Annotated in this window: 24 protein-coding genes; 13 read left to right on the plus strand and 11 right to left on the minus strand. The window is 54.3% G+C overall.

Annotation, left to right across the window (positions count from 1 at the left end; all coding sequences use genetic code 11):
* Positions 1–125: 125 nt before the first annotated feature.
* Entirely contained in the window at positions 126–1,814 is a 1,689-nt protein-coding gene (locus tag ACXI0A_RS08240; protein WP_476149432.1) for an aspartate:alanine antiporter, read from the minus strand.
* Positions 1,815–2,069: 255 nt separating this feature from the next.
* Between ACXI0A_RS08240 and ybjM the strand changes: the two genes are divergently transcribed.
* Complete coding sequence (ybjM, locus tag ACXI0A_RS08245; protein WP_224929643.1) at positions 2,070–2,441, plus strand: inner membrane protein YbjM; 372 nt, start codon at positions 2,070–2,072, stop codon at positions 2,439–2,441.
* A 33-nt stretch (positions 2,442–2,474) separates the two neighbouring features.
* Here ybjM and ACXI0A_RS08250 read toward each other — a convergent pair whose 3' ends face one another.
* Positions 2,475–2,738 (minus strand): GrxA family glutaredoxin, encoded by a 264-nt coding sequence (locus ACXI0A_RS08250; protein WP_034820748.1) that lies wholly within the window; start codon positions 2,736–2,738, stop codon positions 2,475–2,477.
* A 261-nt stretch (positions 2,739–2,999) separates the two neighbouring features.
* On the opposite strand from ACXI0A_RS08250, the gene ACXI0A_RS08255 reads away from it, so the two are divergent.
* The 10 genes from ACXI0A_RS08255 to rlmC all read left to right on the plus strand — a co-directional run bounded on the left by ACXI0A_RS08255 (position 3,000) and on the right by rlmC (position 11,869).
* On the plus strand, positions 3,000–3,251 hold the full coding sequence (locus ACXI0A_RS08255) for a DUF1418 family protein (RefSeq protein WP_476149429.1): 252 nt from the start codon (positions 3,000–3,002) through the stop codon (positions 3,249–3,251).
* Between the two features lie 12 nt (positions 3,252–3,263).
* Positions 3,264–3,986, plus strand: coding sequence for an oxygen-insensitive NADPH nitroreductase (gene nfsA / locus ACXI0A_RS08260; protein ID WP_476149427.1), 723 nt, complete (start codon positions 3,264–3,266; stop codon positions 3,984–3,986).
* Positions 3,987–4,003: 17 nt separating this feature from the next.
* On the plus strand, positions 4,004–4,906 hold the full coding sequence (rimK, locus tag ACXI0A_RS08265; protein WP_224929631.1) for a 30S ribosomal protein S6--L-glutamate ligase: 903 nt from the start codon (positions 4,004–4,006) through the stop codon (positions 4,904–4,906).
* 86 nt (positions 4,907–4,992) lie between these two features.
* Positions 4,993–5,475: a YbjN domain-containing protein gene (locus tag ACXI0A_RS08270; protein WP_476149426.1), complete on the plus strand. Its 483-nt coding sequence runs from the start codon at positions 4,993–4,995 to the stop codon at positions 5,473–5,475.
* Positions 5,476–5,847: 372 nt separating this feature from the next.
* The gene (potF, locus tag ACXI0A_RS08275) at positions 5,848–6,957 is read left to right on the plus strand and encodes a spermidine/putrescine ABC transporter substrate-binding protein PotF (protein ID WP_224929628.1); all 1,110 of its coding nucleotides are present in this window, start codon (positions 5,848–5,850) and stop codon (positions 6,955–6,957) included.
* 118 nt (positions 6,958–7,075) lie between these two features.
* Positions 7,076–8,209 carry a putrescine ABC transporter ATP-binding subunit PotG gene (potG, locus tag ACXI0A_RS08280; RefSeq protein ID WP_155287946.1) on the plus strand — a complete coding sequence of 378 codons (1,134 nt, stop codon included), beginning with the start codon at positions 7,076–7,078 and terminating at the stop codon, positions 8,207–8,209.
* Positions 8,210–8,218: 9 nt separating this feature from the next.
* The gene (gene potH / locus ACXI0A_RS08285; RefSeq protein ID WP_224929624.1) at positions 8,219–9,175 is read left to right on the plus strand and encodes a putrescine ABC transporter permease PotH; all 957 of its coding nucleotides are present in this window, start codon (positions 8,219–8,221) and stop codon (positions 9,173–9,175) included.
* Entirely contained in the window at positions 9,172–10,017 is an 846-nt protein-coding gene (gene potI, locus ACXI0A_RS08290; protein WP_476149423.1) for a putrescine ABC transporter permease PotI, read from the plus strand. Before potH ends, potI begins: the two co-directional genes overlap by 4 nt.
* A gap of 202 nt (positions 10,018–10,219) precedes the next feature.
* Entirely contained in the window at positions 10,220–10,684 is a 465-nt protein-coding gene (locus ACXI0A_RS08295) for a YbjO family protein (RefSeq protein ID WP_224929619.1), read from the plus strand.
* Between the two features lie 48 nt (positions 10,685–10,732).
* Complete coding sequence (gene rlmC, locus ACXI0A_RS08300; protein WP_476149420.1) at positions 10,733–11,869, plus strand: 23S rRNA (uracil(747)-C(5))-methyltransferase RlmC; 1,137 nt, start codon at positions 10,733–10,735, stop codon at positions 11,867–11,869.
* 63 nt (positions 11,870–11,932) lie between these two features.
* Here the strand turns inward: rlmC and artJ (ACXI0A_RS08305) are convergent, their stop codons facing one another.
* The 6 genes from artJ (ACXI0A_RS08305) to ACXI0A_RS08330 form a co-directional block, all read right to left on the minus strand.
* The gene (artJ, locus tag ACXI0A_RS08305) at positions 11,933–12,664 is read right to left on the minus strand and encodes an arginine ABC transporter substrate-binding protein (protein ID WP_224929613.1); all 732 of its coding nucleotides are present in this window, start codon (positions 12,662–12,664) and stop codon (positions 11,933–11,935) included.
* Between the two features lie 193 nt (positions 12,665–12,857).
* The gene (gene artM, locus ACXI0A_RS08310; RefSeq protein WP_097119344.1) at positions 12,858–13,526 is read right to left on the minus strand and encodes an arginine ABC transporter permease ArtM; all 669 of its coding nucleotides are present in this window, start codon (positions 13,524–13,526) and stop codon (positions 12,858–12,860) included.
* 3 nt (positions 13,527–13,529) lie between these two features.
* Positions 13,530–14,243: an arginine ABC transporter permease ArtQ gene (artQ, locus tag ACXI0A_RS08315; RefSeq protein ID WP_224929610.1), complete on the minus strand. Its 714-nt coding sequence runs from the start codon at positions 14,241–14,243 to the stop codon at positions 13,530–13,532.
* Positions 14,244–14,249: 6 nt separating this feature from the next.
* Positions 14,250–14,981, minus strand: coding sequence for an arginine ABC transporter substrate-binding protein (gene artJ, locus ACXI0A_RS08320; RefSeq protein ID WP_034820697.1), 732 nt, complete (start codon positions 14,979–14,981; stop codon positions 14,250–14,252).
* A 15-nt stretch (positions 14,982–14,996) separates the two neighbouring features.
* Positions 14,997–15,725: an arginine ABC transporter ATP-binding protein ArtP gene (artP, locus tag ACXI0A_RS08325; protein WP_045834084.1), complete on the minus strand. Its 729-nt coding sequence runs from the start codon at positions 15,723–15,725 to the stop codon at positions 14,997–14,999.
* Positions 15,726–15,964: 239 nt separating this feature from the next.
* On the minus strand, positions 15,965–16,504 hold the full coding sequence (locus ACXI0A_RS08330; RefSeq protein WP_224929607.1) for a lipoprotein: 540 nt from the start codon (positions 16,502–16,504) through the stop codon (positions 15,965–15,967).
* 233 nt (positions 16,505–16,737) lie between these two features.
* On the opposite strand from ACXI0A_RS08330, the gene ACXI0A_RS08335 reads away from it, so the two are divergent.
* Positions 16,738–17,058: a heavy metal-binding domain-containing protein gene (locus tag ACXI0A_RS08335; RefSeq protein WP_476149418.1), complete on the plus strand. Its 321-nt coding sequence runs from the start codon at positions 16,738–16,740 to the stop codon at positions 17,056–17,058.
* Positions 17,058–17,882 (plus strand): N-acetylmuramoyl-L-alanine amidase, encoded by an 825-nt coding sequence (locus ACXI0A_RS08340; RefSeq protein ID WP_476149416.1) that lies wholly within the window; start codon positions 17,058–17,060, stop codon positions 17,880–17,882. The genes ACXI0A_RS08335 and ACXI0A_RS08340 overlap by 1 nt, the downstream gene beginning before the upstream one ends.
* A 139-nt stretch (positions 17,883–18,021) precedes the next feature.
* Here the strand turns inward: ACXI0A_RS08340 and ltaE are convergent, their stop codons facing one another.
* From ltaE to ACXI0A_RS08355, 3 genes are all read right to left on the minus strand, one after another.
* Positions 18,022–19,020, minus strand: a complete 999-nt coding sequence (gene ltaE, locus ACXI0A_RS08345; protein WP_476149415.1) for a low-specificity L-threonine aldolase — start codon at positions 19,018–19,020, stop codon at positions 18,022–18,024.
* Between the two features lie 69 nt (positions 19,021–19,089).
* Positions 19,090–20,811, minus strand: a complete 1,722-nt coding sequence (poxB, locus tag ACXI0A_RS08350) for a ubiquinone-dependent pyruvate dehydrogenase (RefSeq protein ID WP_224929599.1) — start codon at positions 20,809–20,811, stop codon at positions 19,090–19,092.
* A gap of 110 nt (positions 20,812–20,921) precedes the next feature.
* Entirely contained in the window at positions 20,922–21,818 is an 897-nt protein-coding gene (locus tag ACXI0A_RS08355; protein WP_476149413.1) for a LysO family transporter, read from the minus strand.
* Positions 21,819–21,875: the final 57 nt, after the last annotated feature.

Genomic DNA, 21,875 nt, shown 5'->3' on the forward strand with positions numbered 1-21,875 from the left:
AGGCATAAAAAAACCCGCAAGTCAGTGACCGGCGGGCTCCACAATTTGGGGATTTCAAAGAAAAGCAGTGGCACTTATTCAGACTGCGCCCCAAATAGAAAGTTCTGAACGGCGTAAAAATATTTTTAAAAAGGCAAAAGCGGCCAAATTATCACAATCAGCGTGCCGGCGAGCGTCAGCAAAACGTTAGCGATCGCATAAGTTCCTGCATAGCCCAGTGCCGGAATGCTACTGCGTGCCGTATCACTGATGATCTCCATGGCCGGAGCACAGGTGCGTGCGCCCATAATGGCACCAAACAGCAGCGCGCGGTTCATGCGCAGCACGTAGGCGCCAAACAAATAGCAAATCACCACCGGGATCAAACTGACCAACAGGCCGCTCAGCAACATCAAGGCGCCCGCACTGCCGAGGCCATGCTGCAGGCCGCTGCCGGCGCTCAGGCCAACACCCGCCATAAACACCATCAAACCGAACTCCTTCACCATAGTCAGCGCCCCTTGCGGGATGTAGCCGAAGGTCGGATGGTTGGCGCGCAGGAAGCCGAGCATGATTCCCGCGAACAGCAAACCGGCAGCATTACCGATACCGAAGCTGAAGTTGCTGAACTGGAAGGTGATCATGCCGATCATCAAACCGATGATAAAGAAGGCGCAGAAGGCCAGCAGATCGGTCATCTGACTGTGAATCGCAATAAAGCCGATGCGATCCGCCAGACTTTTCACACGGCGCGCTTCACCACTGACCTGCAGCACATCACCTTTGTTCAGCATAATGCTGTCATCAATCGGCATCTCAATCTGGCTGCGAATCACCCGATTGAGGAAGCAACCGTGATCGGTGAGTTTCAGATGGCTCAGGCGTTTATTCACCGCATTGTGGTTCTTCACCACAATCTCTTCGGTGACGATGCGCATGTCGAGCAAATCACGGTCGAACACCTCTTTGCCATTTCGGAAACTGGCATCGAGGCGTGCGTGCGCGTCAGGATAGCCCACCAGCGAAATTTCATCGCCGAGTTGCAGCATCGCATCCCCATCCGGACTGGCGAGAATCCCGTTACGGCGCAGGCGTTCAATGTAGCAGCCGGTCTGGCGGTGAATGCCCAGCTCGCGCAGGTTTTTGCCGCCGCTCCATTCCACCAATTCCGCGCCGACGCGATAGGCGCGGATGACCGGCAAGAACACTTTGCGCTGGCTGTCAGCATCCAGACCGCGTTCACGCGCAATCTGCTGCGCGCAGGTGGGTAAGTCCTGATGTTGCAGACGAGGCAGATAGCGCGCGCCAAAGATCAGGCTGACCAGACCTATCAAATAGGTGAGGGCGTAACCGAGGCTGAGGTTATCCTGCATCATATTGAGCTGATGGCTGTCACTGATGCTCTGCCGCAGCGTGTCACCCGCGCCAACCAGCACTGGTGTAGAAGTCATGGAACCGGCCAGCATGCCCGCCGTGAGACCAATATCCCAGCCGAACACTTTGCCGAGTCCCAACGCAACGAGCAGGGCGCTGACTACCATGACAATGGCAAGAAGAAAGTAGTTTTTACCGTCGCGGAAAAAGATCGAGAAAAAGTTAGGTCCGGCTTCAACACCGACACAAAAAATAAACAACATAAAGCCGAGACTGAGTGCGTCAGTATTTATCGCAAAGTGCTGCTGACCTAAAATCAATGAAACAACGAGGACACCAATGGAATTTCCTAGCTGTACCGAGCCGAGACGTAATTTGCCTAAGCACAGCCCAAGGGCTAAGACGACAAATAATAACAGAACGTCATTTCCGCTTAACAATTCTGCGACGTTAATGTTCACGGTTTAACTTCTTCTTTACCTGTAACAAGTTGATGAAAAGGCCTTTTTTCGCTATCTTGTGGCAGCTGTGAATGTCCTTGCCGCCAGGAAGGTGCAGACCATTATTTAAAACGGCGTCATTCTAATCATAAATAACTTCCTCAGCTATCAGCAGTTTTTAATCCTTCTGCCGGCGGCTGTTTCTTTTTATTTCCACTTGTGCGCATCAGGGCAGTAAACGTTTCAATATTGTTAACAACAAAGTTGAGGATGGTTATGTTGCAGCGCAATAATCGCTGGCCAGCATCGGTTCTGGGTGTGATGCTTTATACGCTGGTGTTTATTTTTGCACATCATTTTTGGGCGGTCGCTGCGGAGCAAGCAGTTCGTGGTCAGCCTGAATTATTGCTGTTTTTATTGCCGGGCATGTTAATGGCGATGTTGCAGCCGGATAGTCCATTAATTAGCACGCTGTGGATCGCGCTGGTCGGTACGCTGCTGGGCATGGCCTGGATGTGGCTGACCGTCACGCAGATGCACAGTTGGCTGCTGATCGTCGCATGGAGTTTGAGTGCGCTGTTTTGGGCAGGATGCGGGGCGTTACTGATCCGCCTGATGCGGATTATGCTGGCGATGCGTGCCGAGTAGCACGATCAAAAACGGGCCCGCAGGCCCGTTTGCTTAGGCTTCAACACCCAAGTTTTCTTTCGTCCAGGCCGCGAATTCGGTGTAACCACCGATATGCTGGTCATCAAGGAAAATTTGCGGCACGGTAGTCACCGGTTTGCCGGCACGTGCTTCCAGATCGGCCTTGGTGATGCCAGTCGCCTGAATATCGACATACTGATAGTTGAAATCATCGCGCTCGCTGGTCAGCTTGGTGGCTAACTCTTTCGCACGTACGCAGTATGGGCAGCTTGAACGGCCAAAAATCACTGCAATCATTGCTTCTCTCCTTCCGCTGCTGTTTTGTGACCAGTTTCACAGAACAGCGTGAATAATGGCTAACATCATGCCCGCCCATCCTGCTTAAGCAAAGAAGAAAATGCCTGTTACTCTAATGGCCGCAATCTATTTCCGTCATACTTCACTGCGCAGACGTGTTTGGCTCCAGCTAACTTGCTGGGGAAAGCTGCGCCTTGCTGCAGAGCGAAATATTCGGGTCTAAAATGCGACTAACAAATTGAGCAACAGAGGAAATCGCCCATGCGTAATCTGGCCACGTTGCCTAAACCGGTTTTGCTGCTGGAAGTGCTTGGTGTGCTCGCGGTGATTGGCGCGCTGCTGCTGGTTAATGACTGGATCAGCGCGCCTGATTTTATAGCGCAGAAGTCGCTGGCGACGCTGCTGTTTTTCCTTGGCATCGCGCTGATGCTGCCAGCCGCCTGGCTGATGATGTGGCGCACGGCGCAAGCGATGGCGCCACAGTTGTTCAATCACAACCACAAAAAGAAGTAACCGGAGAGGATTATGACGCCGACCATAGATTTACTGTGCAGCCACCGTTCCATTCGCGCCTTTACCGAGCAGGGCATTGATGATGCTCAGCGCAGCGCGATTATCGCTGCAGCACAAGCGGCCTCGACCTCCAGTTTTTTACAGTGCTCCTCAATTATTCGCATTAGCGACCAGGAAAAGCGTGAACAGCTGGTGCAACTCACCGGCGGGCAGCCGTGGGTGAGCGCCGCCGCTGAGTTTTGGGTGTTTTGTGCCGACTTTAACCGTCATCAGCAGATTTGCCCGGATGCGCATCTCGGACGCGCCGAACAGCTGCTGTTGGGCTGTGTGGATACGGCATTAATGGCACAAAACGCCATGGTCGCGGCGGAGTCGCTGGGGCTGGGTGGTGTGTTTATTGGTGGCATCCGTAATAGCATTGCGCAAGTCACCGATTTGCTGGAACTGCCGAAATTTGTGCTGCCACTGTTTGGCTTCTGCATCGGTCATCCCGCCTCTGCACCCGACGTGAAACCGCGTATGCCAGCGGCAATGCTGGTGCATGAAAATCGTTATCAATCTGTCGATAGAAGCGTGCTGGCCCAGTACGATAACCAAATCATCGCTTATTATCAGCAGCGTGACAGCAACCAGCGTTCGGAAACCTGGAGCGAACTGATTCAACGCCTGATCATCAAAGAAACGCGTCCGTTTATGCTGGATTATCTGCATCAACAGGGCTGGGCAACGCGCTAAGCACAAGGAATTCTGCAATGAAAATGGCCATTCTCACACGCGATGGAACGCTATATTCGTGTAAGCGTCTGCGTGACGCCGCGGAAGAGCGTGGCCATCAGGTGCAGATGATCGATCCGCTCTCCTGCTACATGAACATCAACTCCGATTCGCCAGCGGTGCATTATCGTGGCGAAGCACTGGGCCACTTTGATGCCGTTATCCCGCGTATTGGGACGGCGACCACTTTTTACGGCACGGCGGTGTTGCGCCAGTTTGAGATGTTGGGCAGCTATCCGCTGAATGAATCGGTCGCCATCACCCGGGCGCGTGACAAGCTGCGTTCGCTGCAGTTGCTGGCGCGGGAAGGCATTGATATGCCCATCACCGGTTTTGCCTCTTCGCCTGACGATACTCAGGATGTGATTGCCATGGTCGGTGGCGCGCCGCTGGTGGTGAAATTGGTAGAGGGCACGCAGGGGATTGGTGTGGTGCTGGCGGAAACGCGCCAGGCGGCGGAGAGCGTCATTGATGCCTTTCGTGGCCTCAACGCCCATATCCTGGTGCAGGAATTCATTAAAGAAGCGCAGGGACGCGATATTCGCTGCCTGGTGATCGGTAATGAAGTGGTGGCATCCATCGAACGCATTGCTAAAGAGGGCGATTTCCGTTCCAACCTGCATCGCGGCGGCACCGCGCGCGTGGTCAGTATTACTGAGCAGGAGCGTGAAATCGCGGTGAAAGCCGCATCTACACTGGGACTGGAAGTGGCAGGAGTGGATATTCTCCGCGCCGATCGTGGCCCACTGGTGATGGAGGTCAATGCCTCGCCAGGGCTTGAGGGCATTGAGGGCATCACCGGTCTGGACATTGCTTCCATGATGATTAACTGGATAGAAGCGCATGCTTGCCCCGGCTATCGTCTTAAAACCGGGGGCTAGGCGTGCTTTTACGTGGTTTTCGTGGCATCAGATAGACTTTTTCCGTAAGCTAAGGCGCTTATTTCTTCACCCCACAGGACATAACGATGGATTCACTGGTCGTTCCTGACATCGACATCCTGCGTCGCTGGCTGGATCAACAAAATATCACCTGGTTCGAATGCGATGCCTGTCAGGCACTGCACCTGCCGCACATGCAGAATTTTGACGGGGTGTTTGATGCAAAAATCGACCTGGTGGACAACGTCATCCTCTTCTCGGCTCTCGCGGAAGTGAAACCCACCGCGCTGATTCCTTTGGTCGGCGATTTATCGCAGATCAATGCCAGTTCGCTCACGGTGAAAGCCTTTATCGATATTCAGGATGACAATCTACCCAAGCTGATTGTCTGCCAGTCGATCAGTACCACTGCCGGGTTAACCTTTGGCCAGTTCTCGCACTTTATGAAGCAAAGTGAAGAGGGCGTTTCTATGGTGATCATGGAAGCCTTTGCCAACAATCTCTTGATGGTGGGCGACGAAGAAGAGGAACGACAGCCAAGTTCCAGCAGTCACGCCATGCTGCACTAACTTCCCGCCTCGCTAACTGCCGCTTTTTGCGGCAGTTTTCATTTTAGCCCCACCACTTTTTATTCTGCATTTTGCCCTTTATTGCCAGATATTAGTCGTGCTTTATGCCACTAGTGCCAAAGCCCATGGCAGAAACATGCATAAAATATCGTAAAAAGGCGTTTTTTACGCTGAGATCTGGCACGCGTGAAGCTGGGGGGCTATTCTTGCGGGGCTGCTTGAGACATGCAACCTCAGCACAACTATAGGTTTTTGCTATTAAACTCCCGCTGAATATTGATTCATTGTGTGTCTGTGATTAAACAGAAAAAACGCAACGACCGGATCGCGTGTATGCAGCGTTGTGATGACCCCCTCAGGAGGAAGTAAAACATGATCAACCAACGTAAAAAATGGTTGCCAGGTGTGGTTGCAGGTGTGCTGATGGCTGCGGCCGTTGGTGCTCAGGCAGAGGATAAAACGCTGCACGTCTATAACTGGTCTGATTATATTGCGCCAGATACCGTGCCTAATTTTGAAAAGCAGACCGGCATTAAAGTGGTCTATGACGTGTTTGATTCCAACGAAGTGCTGGAAGGTAAACTGATGGCCGGTTCAACCGGTTACGACGTCGTGGTGCCATCCTCCAGCTTCCTTGCACGCCAACTGCAATCAGGCGTTTTCCAGGAGCTGGATAAGAGCAAGCTGCCAAACTACAAAAACCTCGATCCTGATTTGATGGCGAAAGTCGCGCAGCACGATCCAGGTAACAAATACGCGATTCCGTATCTGTGGGGCACCACCGGTATCGGCTATAACGTCGATAAGGTAAAAGCCGCGTTAGGCACTGATGCGCCAGTCAACAGCTGGGATCTGGTGCTGAAGCCAGAAAACCTGGAAAAACTGAAAAGCTGTGGTGTTTCCTTCCTCGATGCACCGGAAGAGATTTTCGCCACCGTGCTGAACTACCTCGGCAAAGATCCGAACAGCTCTGACGCCAAGGATTACACCGGCGCCGCCACCGATCTGCTGCTGAAGCTGCGTCCAAATATCCGTTACTTCCATTCGTCTCAGTACATTAACGACCTCGCAAATGGCAATATCTGCGTGGCCATCGGCTGGTCGGGCGATATTCTGCAGGCGAAAGATCGCGCAGAGAAAGCCAACAACGGCGTGCACCTGGGTTACAGCGTGCCGAAAGAGGGCGCTCTGGCCTTCTTCGATATGTTTGCGATTCCTAAAGACGCGAAAAATCTTGATGCGGCCTATCAGTTCCTGAATTACATGATGGATCCAAAAGTCATCGCCGATGTTTCCAACAAAATTAACTACGCAAGTGGAAACAAAGCCTCGCTGCAGTTGGTCAATGCCGATATCCGCAACAACCCAGGCATTTACCCAACGCCGGATGCGATGGCCAAACTGTTTGTGCTCAAAGTCCAGGATCCGAAACTGGATCGTGCGCGTACCCGTGCATGGACTAAAGTAAAAAGTGGTAAGTGATTCGTTTTAAACGTATTGATTACCTGTAACGACAACAGAGGCGCGGTGATGGCCTCTGTTGTGCCATTTCAGCGGCTGGCTGTGCCGCGCTACCCCGCTTAGCGCCGGAGAAATGTTAGTGAACGACGCGATTCCCCGCCCCCCAAATAAAACGGCTAAGGCGTTAACGCCGCTGCTGGAAATTCGCAACCTGACCAAATCTTTTGACGGCCAGCACGCCGTGGATGATGTCAGCCTGACTATTTATAAAGGTGAGATTTTTGCCCTGCTGGGTGCTTCCGGCTGCGGTAAATCGACCTTGCTGCGCATGCTGGCAGGCTTTGAGCCACCGACCAGCGGGCAGATTGTGCTGGACGGGCAAGACCTGTCACACGTTCCGCCGTATCAGCGCCCGATCAACATGATGTTCCAGTCCTACGCGCTGTTCCCGCACATGACGGTGGAACAGAACATCGCCTTCGGACTGAAGCAGGATAAATTGCCGAAAGGCGAAATCAGTAGCCGCGTGGCCGAAATGCTGACGCTGGTGCATATGCAGGAATTTGCTAAGCGTAAACCGCATCAGCTTTCCGGCGGCCAGCGTCAGCGTGTGGCATTGGCGCGTAGCCTGGCGAAACGGCCAAAGCTGCTGCTGCTGGATGAACCGATGGGTGCGCTGGATAAAAAACTGCGCGACCGTATGCAGCATGAAGTGGTGGATATCCTTGAGCGCGTTGGCGCGACCTGCGTGATGGTGACGCACGATCAGGAAGAGGCCATGACCATGGCGGGTCGTATTGCCATCATGAACCGCGGTAAGTTCGTGCAGATTGGTGAGCCGGAAGAGATCTACGAGCATCCTACCAGCCGCTATAGCGCCGAGTTTATTGGTTCGGTCAACGTGTTTGACGGCCTGCTGCGCGAGCGTGCTGAAGATGGTGTGGTGATTGATGCGCCGGGCCTGGTGCATCCGCTGAAAGTACAGACCGATGTGTCCATCATTGATAACGTGCCGGTGCACGTCGCGCTGCGTCCTGAGAAAGTGATGCTGTGCGAAGACGTACCGGCAGATGGTTGCAACTTTGCCGTCGGCGAAGTGGTACATATCGCTTATCTCGGTGACCTGTCGATTTATCACGTTCGCCTGCGCAGTGGTCAGATGATCAGCGCGCAGCTGCAGAATGCACATCGCTACCGCAAAGGTGCGCCAACATGGGGTGATGAAGTTCGCCTGTGCTGGGATGCCGACAGCTGTGTGGTTCTGACGGTTTAAGGAGGCGTAATGAGCCAGATTTCTCAACGCAGCGAGCCGGAAGTTGTGGGTACACCGCTGCAACGCTGGGGCACGCGCATTAAAATGCTGCATGGCCGTAAGCTGGTGATCGCACTGCCTTACCTGTGGCTGACCCTGCTGTTTCTGCTGCCGTTCCTGATCGTCCTGAAGATCAGTTTTGCCGACATTGCGCGCGCCATTCCGCCTTACACCGATCTGGTGACCTGGGCCGATGATCAGTTCAACCTGGTGCTGAATCTCGGTAACTACATCACGCTCACCGATGATCCGTTGTATGCCGAAGCCTATCTCACCTCGTTAAAAGTGGCGGGGATCTCCACGATAATCTGTTTGCTGATAGGTTATCCGCTGGCGTGGGCGGTGGCGCACAGTAAGCCTTCAATGCGCACCATTCTGCTGTTGCTGGTGATTTTGCCTTCCTGGACCTCGTTCCTGGTACGCGTGTACGCGTGGATGGGCTTGCTGAACAACAACGGCATTCTCAACCGTTTCCTGATGTGGCTGGGTGTCATCGACCATCCTTTGGTGATCCTTTACACCAACACCGCGGTGTATATCGGCATTGTTTACTGCTATCTGCCGTTTATGGTGTTGCCAATCTATACCGCGTTAACCCGCATCGACTACTCGCTGGTGGAAGCCTCGCTGGATCTGGGCGCGCGCCCGCTGAAAACCTTCTTTAGTGTGATCGTGCCACTCACTAAAGGTGGGATTATTGCCGGTTCGATGCTGGTGTTTATCCCGGCGGTGGGGGAGTACGTGATCCCTGAACTGCTGGGAGGGCCGGATAGCATCATGATCGGCCGTATCCTGTGGCAGGAGTTCTTTAACAACCGCGACTGGCCGGTGGCTTCGGCGCTGGCAGTGATCATTTTGTTGATTCTGATTCTGCCAATCATCTGGTTCCACAAGCATCAAAACCGTGAGTTAGGAGAGAAGGAATGAATCAGTTACCCACCATTCGCTCTCCATGGCGCACAGCGATTTTGGTCGCATGCTTTATGTTCCTGTACGCGCCGATGTTGCTGCTGGTGGTTTACTCCTTTAACAGCTCGCAGCTGGTCACCGTGTGGGAGAGCTTCTCGTTCCACTGGTATAAAGTGCTGTTTCAGGACGATGCGATGCTGGATGCCGTTGGCCTCAGCCTGACCATCGCCGCGCTCTCCGCCACCATGGCGGTGGTGTTGGGCACCATGGCGGCGGTGATCATCGTGCGCTTTGGCCGTTTCCGTGGACATAGCGGTTTTGCGTTTATGCTCACCGCTCCGCTGGTGATGCCAGATGTGATCACCGGGTTGTCTCTGCTGCTGCTGTTTGTGGCGATGGGCAACACCTTTGGCTGGCCGAGCGATCGCGGCATGCTCACCATCTGGCTGGCGCACGTCACCTTCTGTACCGCTTACGTGGCGGTGGTGATCAACTCCCGCCTGCGCGAGTTGGATCGCTCGATTGAAGAGGCGGCAATGGATCTCGGGGCAACGCCGCTGAAAGTGTTCTTCGTGATTACCGTGCCAATGATTGCTCCGGCGATTGTTACAGGCTGGCTGCTGGCCTTTACGCTGTCACTCGATGACCTGGTGATTTCCAGCTTCGTCACAGGGCCTGGCGCTACCACGCTGCCGATGGCAATCTTTGCCACCGTGCGCCGCGGCGTCAACCCAGAGATCAATGCGTTAGCCTCATTGATTCTGTTTGTGGTTGGCCTGGTCGGATTTATCGCCTGGCGCTTTATGGCGCATGAAGAAAAACAACGTTTACGCGATATTCAGAAAGCCAGACGTGGCTGAAAGCCGTAACATTTGCCAATATAAGAACGGGCCGGTTTACCCTTCATACTTCACGTTAGTAGGTGCGTTGGCTACGTGTGTTCACACCCCAGTCACTTACTTAGGTAAGCTCCTGAGGATTCTCACACTTGCCGCCTTCCTAAAACGTGAATTATTTTGGGGAAAGACCTGCCCGTTTTTTTTATGGTTGCGGAGTTCAGTGATGTCGGAAACCCTTAAAAACGCGATGGCAAATTCTACGCCTGCACCGGTGATGGTGGCGGGGATCGCCATCATTGCCACGCGCTGCCTCAGCGTGCTGATGCTGGCCAATGAACTGGGTTACGACGAAATCGCTAACTTTGTCCACCGCAGCGCGCAGGCGTGGGATTCCACGCTGATTTTTATCGCCAGTCAGCTGATCTTTCTGTTTGAACTGCGCTGTGCGTTTACCCTGCTGCGCGGCAGCAATCACGGGCGCTGGGGATATGTGGTGGCGCAAATTATCGTGCTCGGTTATATGCTGATGGCATCTGTCGGCTGGATCTACCCGGAAATTTTCAGTATTCCCGGTGAAACCAATGCGCAGATCATCCATCATACGTTGATGCAGAAAGTGCCGGATGTACTGGTGTTGCTGTTACTGTTTGTGCCGGCCAGCAGTCGCGCTTTTTTCCGCGCCCGGTGATACAATCTGCCCCCGTTTTTTCTCCCAATTGTGAATACAGGCCTTTCCATGCATTGCGCGCTTTATGATGCCGGTCGCTGTCGCTCGTGCCAGTGGCTGGAGAAACCCTATCCGCAGCAGCTTAATGAGAAGCAATCGCTGCTCGAGCAGCTACTGTCACAGACCGCGGTGGCCACATATTTACCACCGGTGACCTCGGCGCTGCAGGGTTTTCGTAATAAAGCCAAAATGGTGGTGAGCGGCAGTGTCGAGCGGCCAATTTTCGGCATGGTGGCGCGTGATGGCGAACCGGTTGATCTGTGCGATTGCCCGCTCTATCCCGCCAGCTTTGCGCCGATATTCGAGGCGCTGAAACCCTTTATTGCCCGCGCCGGATTAACGCCCTACAACGTGGCGCGTAAACGCGGTGAACTGAAATTCCTGCTGCTCACTGAGAGTTCGCAGGGTGGCATGATGCTGCGGTTTGTGCTGCGTTCCACCAGCAAGCTGGAGCAGTTGCGCGCGGCCTTACCCTGGCTGCAGCAGCAGTTGCCGCAGCTGAAAGTGATCTCCGCCAATATACAGCCGGTGCATATGGCGATTCTGGAAGGGGATGAAGAGATTGCTTTGACGCCAGACCAGGCGCTGTCAGAGCGTTTCAATCAGGTGCCGCTGTATATTCGCCCGCAGAGTTTCTTCCAGACTAACCCGCAGGTCGCTGCTGATTTGTATGCCACGGCGCGTGATTGGGTAGCAGAGCTGCCGGTGACCAGTATGTGGGATCTATTCTGCGGCGTAGGCGGTTTCGGCTTGCACTGCGCCACGTCAGAGATGCAGCTAACCGGTATTGAGATTAGCGCGGAAGCCATAGCCTGTGCACAGCAGTCGGCTGAACAGTTGGGGCTTGATAAGGTGAGTTTCGCCGCGCTGGATTCGACCCAGTTCGCCACATCGCGTGATCAAGTGCCACAGTTGGTGCTGGTCAATCCACCGCGTCGCGGCATTGGTGCTGAGCTGTGTGCTTATCTCAGTGAGATGGCGCCAGACTACATTCTCTATTCGAGCTGCAATCCCGGCACGATGGCGCAGGATATTGCGCGTCTGGCAGATTACGCGGTGAGCCGCGTCCAGCTGTTTGATATGTTTCCGCATACGGCACACTTTGAAGTGCTGACGTTGCTGATTAAGAAGGGTGGAGCCGCGTAGCTGCCGCCTGAACTGAGGACATGCAGAACCTGCCAGGTGGCACGCCACGCTGCTCCATAATGCTTATTCCGGGAACCACTTCTGATTGATTTGCTGCCAGGTGCCATCAGCTTTCAACGCTACCAGCGCGTCATTCATCTCTTTCAATAGCGTTGCATTCCCTTTGCGAACCGCAATGCCTAAGCCGGTGCCGAAGTACTCGGTATCGGTGATGTGTTCACCCACCGCACTGAGATCGTCGTTAGCCTTCAGCCACTGATTCACCACTGCGCTATCGCCAAACACGCCGTTCAGGCGACCATTTTTCAGGTCGAGAATCGCATTTTGGTAGCTGTCATAGGCCACGGCGATCACTTCAGGATGCTTCTCCAGCAGGTATTTCTGATGTGTGGTGCCATTTTCTACACCGACGCGTTTGCCTTTCAGCTGGCTGAAGTCGGTGAACTGACCTTTATGCGCAATCACAATCGCGGAGTTTGCATAATACGGCTGAGTGAAATCGACCTGTTTGCTGCGCTCCGCCGTGATATCCATGCCTGAAATCACCGCATCATAACGACGGAACTTCAGTGAAGGGATCAGGCTGTCAAAGGCGTTATTAGTGAAGGTGCAATCTGCTTTCATTTGCTGACATAACGCTTTAGCCAGATCGATATCGAAGCCAACGATTTGGTTGTCGTGGTCGAGGGATTCAAACGGAGGATAGGTCGCAGAAGAGGCGAAGCGGATTTTTTCCGCCGCATAAGCATTCATTGCCAGTGTTGCCAGCGCTGCAGCAACAATCCATTTTTTCATTATGTGACTCCTGTAAACCATGCCAGAGATAGAACGGGTTACACGATGCCAGTTAATGAATTTATATGCAATAAATATGATTAAAAAATTAAATCTTCAGAGGGTGTTGAGAAGCGTGGCGGCGCAATCCTTTGCGCGTTTGTTTGCAGCATCTTCGCTTCAGATTAGCGAGATGGATCACGCCGCGACGGTATCAATTGCGGTGTTCGAATGCCAATGCGCGCTTTTCGATTAAACGCATCATCAGCGTGAGCAAACCGTTGACCACCAGATAAATCAGTCCGGCAGCGGCATACACCGTGATGTCATAAGTGCGGCCATACAGCAATTGCCCATGCCCCATCACTTCCATCAACGTAATGGTGTACGCCAGTGAAGTGCTCTTAAACACTAAAACGACTTCGTTAGAGTAAGAGGAGAGGGCGCGTTTGAACGCATACGGCAGCAGGATACGCAGCGTGTCTTTACGGTTCATCCCCAGTGCAGCGCAGGACTGCCATTGACCCGAAGGGATGGCGCGTACTGCACCATAAAATAGCTGAGTGGTGTAAGCCGCACTGTTGAGCGACAGCGCAATCAGCGCGCACAGCCATGGCTGTGATAGCAAATGCCATAACCACGGCACGTTCTGAATGCTGGGAAACTGGCCGGGACCGTAATAAATCAGGAAGATTTGCACCAGCAGCGGCGTGCCGGTGAACACCGTGATGTAGCCTTTCACCAGCCAGTTCAGCACCGGGACTTTCAAGGAGAGCACGATGGTACACAGCAGCGACAGCACCAGCGCGGCAATCAGTGACGCGATGGTTAAGGTCAGGCTGGTGTGCAGGCCCTTCAGAAGTTCGGGTAAGTAATCCAGCATGCGTCAGGCCCCCCGCTCGAAACGCGTGGTGCGCGATTCAATACGGCGCAGTATCGCCTGACTGAACAGCGTGATAATCAGGTAGACGGCCGCAGCCACCAGATACCAGGTAAAGGGTTCCTGCGTGCGCGTGGCAATGCTTTTGGTTTGCAGCATGATGTCATTCACGCTAATCAGCGATACCAGCGCGGTATCTTTCAGCAGCACCAACCACTGATTGCCTAAGCCTGGCAGCGCGTGACGCCACATTTGCGGCATGATCAGACGAAAGAAAATTGCCGACTTCTTCATGCCCAACGCCTGGCCGGATTCCCACTGGCCCACCGGCACAGCTTTCAGCGCGCCACGCAATGTTTGGGAGGCGTAGGCTGAGTAAAGCATCGCCAGAGCAATCACTCCGCACAGGAACGGGCTGACGTCGAAGTTTTCAATCTGCACCTGCACGGGAATGCTGAATAAACCAAGATTGATCTGGAAGCCGTCGGACAAGGTGAGTAAAAGCTGTGAGGCACCAAAGTAGACAAACAGCACCACCAGAATTTCCGGCAGGCCACGAATCAGCGTGACCAGTGCAGTGCCAAGCCACGCCAGCGGTTTCCAGCGCACCGTTTCCCAGCCAGCAAAAATCATCGCCAGCGCAAGGCCGGCGATCAGTGCACAAACAGCAAGGCCGACGGTCATGCCGGCGGCGCTTGCGAGAGGGATCATTTCATTCATTAGTGATTACTGCTGAAACCATTTGTTGTAGATGGTTTTGTAAGTACCGTCAGCTTTGATCTTCTCCAGAGCGGTGTTGAATTTGCCCTGCAGCTCAGTATTACCCTGACGGACCGCGATGCCCAGACCGGTACCGAAGTAATCTTTATCCGTGACTTTCTCACCCAGTGGCGCGAGGTTGGCATTCTGTTTCAGCCATTCGTTCACCACGGCGGTGTCACCGAATACTGCATCAATACGGCCATTTTTCAGGTCCAGAACCGCGTTCTGATAGCTGTCGTAAGGCACAACGGTGATGTCGTTGTGTTTATCAGACAGGTATTTCTGATGCGTGGTGCCGTTCTGTACGCCAACACGTTTCCCTTTCAGTGCATCAACATTCGCCAGCTTGCCTTTCTGAGCAATAAAGATGGCGGAGTTGTCGTAGTAAGGCTTAGAGAACAGCACCTGCTTTTCACGCTCTGGGGTGATATCCATGCCCGCCATCACCGCGTCAAAACGACGGAATTTCAGGCTGGGGATCAGGCTGTCAAACGCCTGGTTGGTGAAGGTACAGGTCGCATCAATCTCTTTACACAGCGCATTGGCCAGATCGACATCGAAGCCCTGAATTTTGTTGTCGGAATCCACAAATTCAAACGGAGGATAAGAAGCTTCGGTGGCGAAACGCAGGGTCTGCGCAGCTGAAGCGCTAAGGCTCAGACCGGCAAGCAGTGCAGCAAGTACGACTTTTTTCATTAGATGCATCCTGACTTAGTGCGAAAGATAATGTGCAAACGCTTCGGTTTGCGGCTGTGTAAAGTGGCTGGCATCGCCTTGCTCAACGATATGGCCGTTCTCCATGTACACCACGCGGCTGGCGGTTTTGCGCGCAACCTCGACTTCGTGGGTCACAATCACCTGGGTGATCTGCGTCTGCGCCAGCTCACGAATGATGCTGACGATTTGCGCGGTGATTTCAGGGTCGAGCGCGGCGGTAGGTTCGTCGAACAACAGCACCTGCGGCTCCATCATCAACGCGCGGGCAATCGCCACACGTTGTTGCTGGCCACCAGAAAGATGCAAAGGAAAACGATCGGCAAAGGGCGTCAGGCGCAGACGTTCCAGCAGTTTGTCGGCACGCGCACGCGCGGCTTCTTTACTGAGACCGAGCACGCGACACGGCGCTTCAATCAGATTCTGCACCACGCTGAGGTGCGGCCACAGATTGTATTGCTGAAATACCATGCCCACGTTTTGGCGCAGTTCACGGATCGCGCTGTCTGACGGCGCTTTGCTGAAGTCGAAGTGATTCCCGGCAATCTGCAAGCTGCCGGAACGCGGCTGCTCCAGCAAATTGAGGACGCGCAGGAGCGAACTTTTACCCGCGCCACTTGGCCCGAGCAACACCAGCGTCTCTCCCTGCGGACAAGCCAGGTTGATATCGAACAGTGCCTGATGGGCACCGTAAAAACAGTTAATGGCGTTTAGTTGAATACTCATGCGCAAAATATGAATAGTAATTAGTGCCGCGAATCTTAACGTCACCAGAATAGTTATGCAATTGTGGTGGGTTAAAATTTATTAAACAGCAGTGAAGTCCCAAAAGCGTAGCACAATATCGCGCAGGTCAACGCCGGGAAGGGATCGGTGGCTGCAAATTATTGATGAAAAATTAACAAAAAACGCCGCAATGATGCGGCGCGCTTATGTTTAGAACTGAGTGCTGTAAAATTAAACAGCTATTTCTTCTCTTCCAGCAGTTGGCTAAGCGATCCGCCGCCTGCGTGCGGCCAGTCGCCGACGTAACGAATATCATCCACCGCCCAGCAGCTTCCTTCATGAATCATCAATACCTCGTCATGCCAGCTTTTGCCATCACGGCTCAAATCGACACGCAGAGGGATGTTACGTGCATCGCGATTGGGAATGGTTGAAGCGCTGGCAACATCGGCTGACGTTGGCCCCTGCGCGAGGCTGGAGAACAGATCGCCCTGGCTCCATGAGGCAGGTTTGCTGCTTAGCGTGCTGGCGCTCAGCAGTTTGTGATACAGGCGATCGCTCAGATAAGGGCGATATTTCGCCAGCGTGGTGCTATCGGGCAGACCCTGGTTGGGCTGACTGATGCGTAAATCGTAAAACTGCTGGGCGACGCTATCTGGGCCACCGTCGACACAGCTGGCAGTACGCGGTCCGTTATCCTTGATCACAGGTTCAACGGTGGTACAGGCACTGAGCAGTAACGCAGCGGGAACAAGCAGCGCAAAGGCATTGTTTCTCATCTCGATTTCCTTATTGTTCACTGGCAAAGCGTCATTTTTAGCATAGAGTATAGTCTCGCTTTTAAGCCGTTAGCGCTGTACCCGTCATACTTCACCAGACAGGTGCGTTGGCTGCACGCATTCGCCCGAATCACTTACGTGAGTAAGCTCATCGGGACTCTCTTGTTTGCCGCCTTCCTGCCTCATGAATTATTTAGGGTATAAATTGAACTCACTCAAACAAGGAGACAGCGATGAAATTTTCCACCACGCCCACGTTAGAAGGGCACAGCATCAGCGAATATTGCGGTGTGGTTACCGGTGAAGCGATTCTCGGGGCCAACATTTTCCGCGACTTCTTTGCCGGAATTCGCGATATCGTCGGTGGCCGTTCCGGTGCTTATGAAAAAGAGCTGCGCAAAGCGCGGCAGATTGCGTTTGAAGAGCTGGAAGAGCAGGCAAAAGCGCTGGGTGCGAATGCGATCGTCGGCATTGATATTGATTATGAAACCGTGGGCAAAGACAGCAGCATGCTGATGGTCAGCGTGACCGGTACCGCCGTGATTATTCGCTGATGCGCATTGCTGTTCTCTTGGTGCTGGCGTTTTTATTGAGTGCCTGTCAGTCATCTGTTGAGCCGCGCCACGGCTACTGGGTGGATACCGCGCATCCGGCCCAGGGCGCGCGGCCTCGCATTAAAGTGGTGGTGATCCATTATACCGCCGAAGATTTGCCATCCTCGCTGGCCACGTTGACCGATCGAGAAGTCAGTGCCCACTATTTGATCCCACAGCAGCCGGCGCAAAAAGGCGGCCAGGGCGTCATCTGGCAACTGGTGCCGGAGCGCGAACTGGCATGGCATGCCGGGCCGAGTTTCTGGCGCGGAGCGACCCGTATCAATGACACGTCGATTGGTATTGAGATCGTCAATCGTGGCTACACGCGGACATTAACCGGCGTGGAGTGGCAGCCTTTTACGCCAGCGCAAATCAGCGTGCTGGTGGCGCTGGTGAAAGATATCACGCAGCGTTATGCCATCACGCCTGAAAATCTGGTGGGGCACAGCGATATCGCGCCGCAGCGAAAACAGGATCCTGGCCCTCTGTTCCCGTGGCAGCAGTTGGCGGAGCAGGGGTTGGGCGCATGGCCCGATCGCGCCACCGTGCAGCGCTATCTCAATGGGCATGCAGCGGATGCGCCCATCGATCAGGCCGAACTGCTGGATGCGCTGCAGCGTTATGGTTATGACGTCAATTCAGCGAATACCCCGCCAATGCAGCGTAAGCTGATTGCGGCGTTTCAGATGCACTTCCGTGCGCGGGATTATCGAGGCATCGCCGATGCAGAAACGCTGGCGATAGCTCAGGCGCTGCTGGCGAAATACGGCGCGGCGCAGTGAAGAGACGGTGTATGACATCGTCGATGCAGAGACGCTGGTGATAGCCCAAGCACTGCTGGCTGCGGCTGAAGCAGGGGGCTCGCGTTGGTGAGCTTATGGACGGCCCGAAGGCCGTCCCTGCAAGGCAACCTGCGCTCTGTTACGCTAGAAACGCCTGCCAGTGGGCAACCAGACGTTGTAGATCCTGACGGCTGACATCGAGGTGGGTGGCAATGCGCGTGACCGGACCCACGCTCATTAGCACATCGCCGGAGTGCATCCAGCTTTTCAGTGCGTCAACCTGATCCGCCGGTACTTTCACAAACAGCATATTAGTGTGCTGATTCAGTACCTCTATGCCAATGGCGCTGAGTTGCTCAGCCAGCCAGGCGGCATTGTCATGATCTTCTTTCAGGCGCGCGACGTTGTGCTTCAGCGCGTACAGACCCGCCGCCGCAAGGATGCCTGCCTGGCGCATGCCGCCGCCGGTCATTTTACGCCAGCGACGTGCCTGCTCTATGTAGGCTTCATCACCACACAGCAGAGAACCCACCGGGGTGCCGAGTCCTTTGGACAGACAGATGGTGAGCGTGTCGCAATAACGCGCGATCTCTTTCAGCTCAACATTTTGTGCCACCACGGCGTTGAAGATGCGAGCACCATCAATGTGCAGCGCCAGCTTGTGTTCGCGCGTTAACTTCCACGCTTGTTCCAGATAGCTCTGCGACAGTACTTTACCGTGATGAGTGTTTTCCAGGCTCAGCAGGCGCGTGCGCGCAAAGTGGATATCATCCGGTTTGATAGCCGCAACGATATCCGCCAGCGGCAGCGATCCATCTTCGGCGTGCGAGATCGGTTGTGGCTGAATGCTGCCCAGCACTGCTGCGCCGCCCGCTTCGTATTTGTAGTTATGTGCCTGTTGGCCGACGATGTATTCATCACCGCGCTGGCAGTGACACAGCAGCGCCACCAGGTTGGCTTGCGTGCCGGTCGGGAAAAATAGCGCTGCGGCTTTGCCACTCAGGCGGGCGGCCTCGATTTCCAGCGCATTGACGGTGGGATCGTCACGATAGACATCATCTCCAGTTTCGGCGGCCATCATCGCATCCAGCATGGCGGCACTTGGGCGGGTTACGGTATCACTGCGTAAATCGATCACATCGCTCTCCTGAAACAAAAAAGCGGGCTAAGCGCCCGCGTTGTGAGTTATCTGGCCTGATTATCCGTTTTACCTCAGCCAGTTGGTTTTCGCCAGTTCAACGATCTCATCGCCACGCCCATTCAGAATCGCGCGTAGCATATACAGGCTGAACCCTTTGGCCTGCTCGGCTTTAATTTGCGGCGGCATCGACAGCTCTTCCTTCGCGGTGATCGCATCGATCAGCACCGGGCCGTCATGCGCAAAGGCCTGTTCCAGCGCACTGTTGAGTTCAGAGGCTTTCTCGACGCGAATGCCCTTAATGCCGCAGGCGGTGGCAATGGCAGCAAAATCGGGGTTTTCCAGATCGGTACCATCGGTAAGGTAACCGCCCGCTTTCATCTCCATCGCCACGAAGCCCAGTACGCTGTTATTGAAGATCACCAGCTTCACTGGCAGTTTCAGTTGTGCCACCGAAATAAAGTCGCCCATCAACATACTGAAGCCGCCATCACCGCACAGCGCCACGACCTGACGCTGCTTATCGATTGCCTGAGCGCCGAGCGCCTGTGGCATCGCGTTAGCCATCGAACCGTGGTTGAACGATCCCAGCAAACGGCGCTTGCCGTTCATCTTCAGGTAACGCGCGGCCCAAACGGTGGGCGTGCCGACATCACAGGTAAAAATGGCATCTTCAGCCGCGTAATGGCTGATTTGCTGCGCCAGATATTGTGGATGAATCGCCTGTTTATCATTGGCGGTGGCGAGGTCATCCAGGCCTTTACGCGCATCCACATAGTGTTCCAACGCGCTGTCGAGATGATGACGATCGTTTTTGCTGTTGAGCTGCGGCTGCAGCGCCTGCAATGTGGCTTTGATATCCCCAATCAGCGCCATATTGACATGGCTGTGTGCGCCGAGACTGGCAGGATTGATATCAATCTGGATGATATTGGCATCCGCCGGATAAAACGGACGATAAGGGAACTGTGTGCCCAGTAGCACCAGCGTGTCGGCATTCATCATGGCGTGATAACCAGATGAAAAGCCGATTAAGCCGGTCATGCCGACGTCGTAAGGATTATCGTACTCGATGTGCTCTTTGCCGCGCATGGCATGCACCACCGGCGCTTTCAGCGTTTCTGCCAGCTTCACCACTTCTGCGTGCGCGCCGGCACAGCCGCTGCCGCACATCAACGTAATATTTTCTGCGCCGTTCAGCGTTTCAGCCAGGCGGGCAATCTCGCTGGCGTTGGGCACAATATGCGGCAACTGCGGTGGATACCATTCACTGCGTGCGCCTTCCGGTGCCGGTTTCAGCGCCACATCGCCGGGAATGACAATCACGGATACGCCACGATTAAGGATAGCTTTGCGCATCGCAATCCCCAGCACTTGCGGCAACTGCTCAGGGTTAGAGACTAACTCGCAGTAATGGCTGCATTCGCGGAATAGCTCCTGCGGATGCGTCTCCTGAAAATAGCCGCTGCCGATTTCGCTGGAAGGGATATGTGCGGCAATCGCCAGTACCGGAACGTGATTGCGATGACAATCGAACAGTCCGTTAATTAGATGGAGGTTTCCTGGGCCACAGGAACCGGCACATACTGCCAGTTCGCCGCTGATTTGTGCCTCAGCACCGGCAGCAAAAGCCGCCACTTCTTCATGGCGCGTGGGCATCCATTCAATGGTGCCCATGCGGTTAAGGCTGTCGCTCAGGCCGTTGAGCGAATCGCCCGTCACGCCCCAGATGCGCTTTACGCCCGCGTTCTCCAGGGTTTTGGCCAGCAGTGCCGCCACAGTTTGCTTCATCGTTCGCTCCTTTCTGGTGTTTGGCCATCCATCCCGATGGCGGAAACGTGTCAGTCAGAAAGCGTAGACGATGGAGACGGCGCGCAGCCGTGAAAAAATGCGCTCTGCGGTCAGGCGGAGAACAACGCGATAAGAATCGGCGCTAATAAGCTCATGATAAAACCGTGCACAATCGCCGCTGGAACAATCTCCATACCGCCAGTGCGTTGCAGAATCGGCAGGGTGAAATCCATTGAGGTGGCACCACTCAATCCCAGCGTCATGCTGCGCTGACGGCTGATCAGTAGCGGAATTAACATGATGGTGATTAGCTCACGCAGCAGGTCGTTAAAGAAGGCCGCACTACCAATCACCGGACCAAACGATTCCGTCATCAGAATGCCGGAAAGAGAGTACCAGCCGAAGCCGCTGGCAAGCGCCAGGCCGGTTTTGATCGGCAAATCGAGCCACACTGCCGCCAGCATCCCGCCGATTAAGGCGCTACAGAGTGACACCACCGCCACCAGCATGCCGCGACGGTTGAGCGTGATTTGGCGCAAGGTCATGCCGCTGCTGCGCAGCTGAATGCCGACCAGGAACAGCATCAGCATCAGAGCATATTCACTGATGGTCGATGCGTGACGCAGAATGGACCACTGGCTTAATCCCAGCAGAAATCCACCCAGTACTGAGCCGCAAAGCTTGAGGGACTCCAGCGCCATGTGCAGGCGCGAGGGCAGGGCTTGCTGTTTATGCGGATGATGCCATGGCACACGCTTCTCCAGCAGCCAGAAAGCCAGCAAGGAGCAAGCGAGAATGCACAGCATACTGATCAACGCGGTGTGAAAAATGATGAGCAAATTGCTACTGAGATTATCGAGGAAGGCCAGGCTGGTGCCCATAAAAAACAGGATGATGTACACCAGCGCGCTCAGCATACGGGCGACGCCGCGCAGCAGATTGGCACGAGTCACATGAAGTAAATAGCCAGCAATCAATGGCAGCAGAATGATGATCAAGCCATACATAGAGCGTTTCCATCCGTGGGTGAGGGCCGCAACCTAGCGGAAAACAGTTGAAGTGTA

The sequence above is a fragment of the Pantoea sp. C1E2 genome (assembly GCF_056491465.1).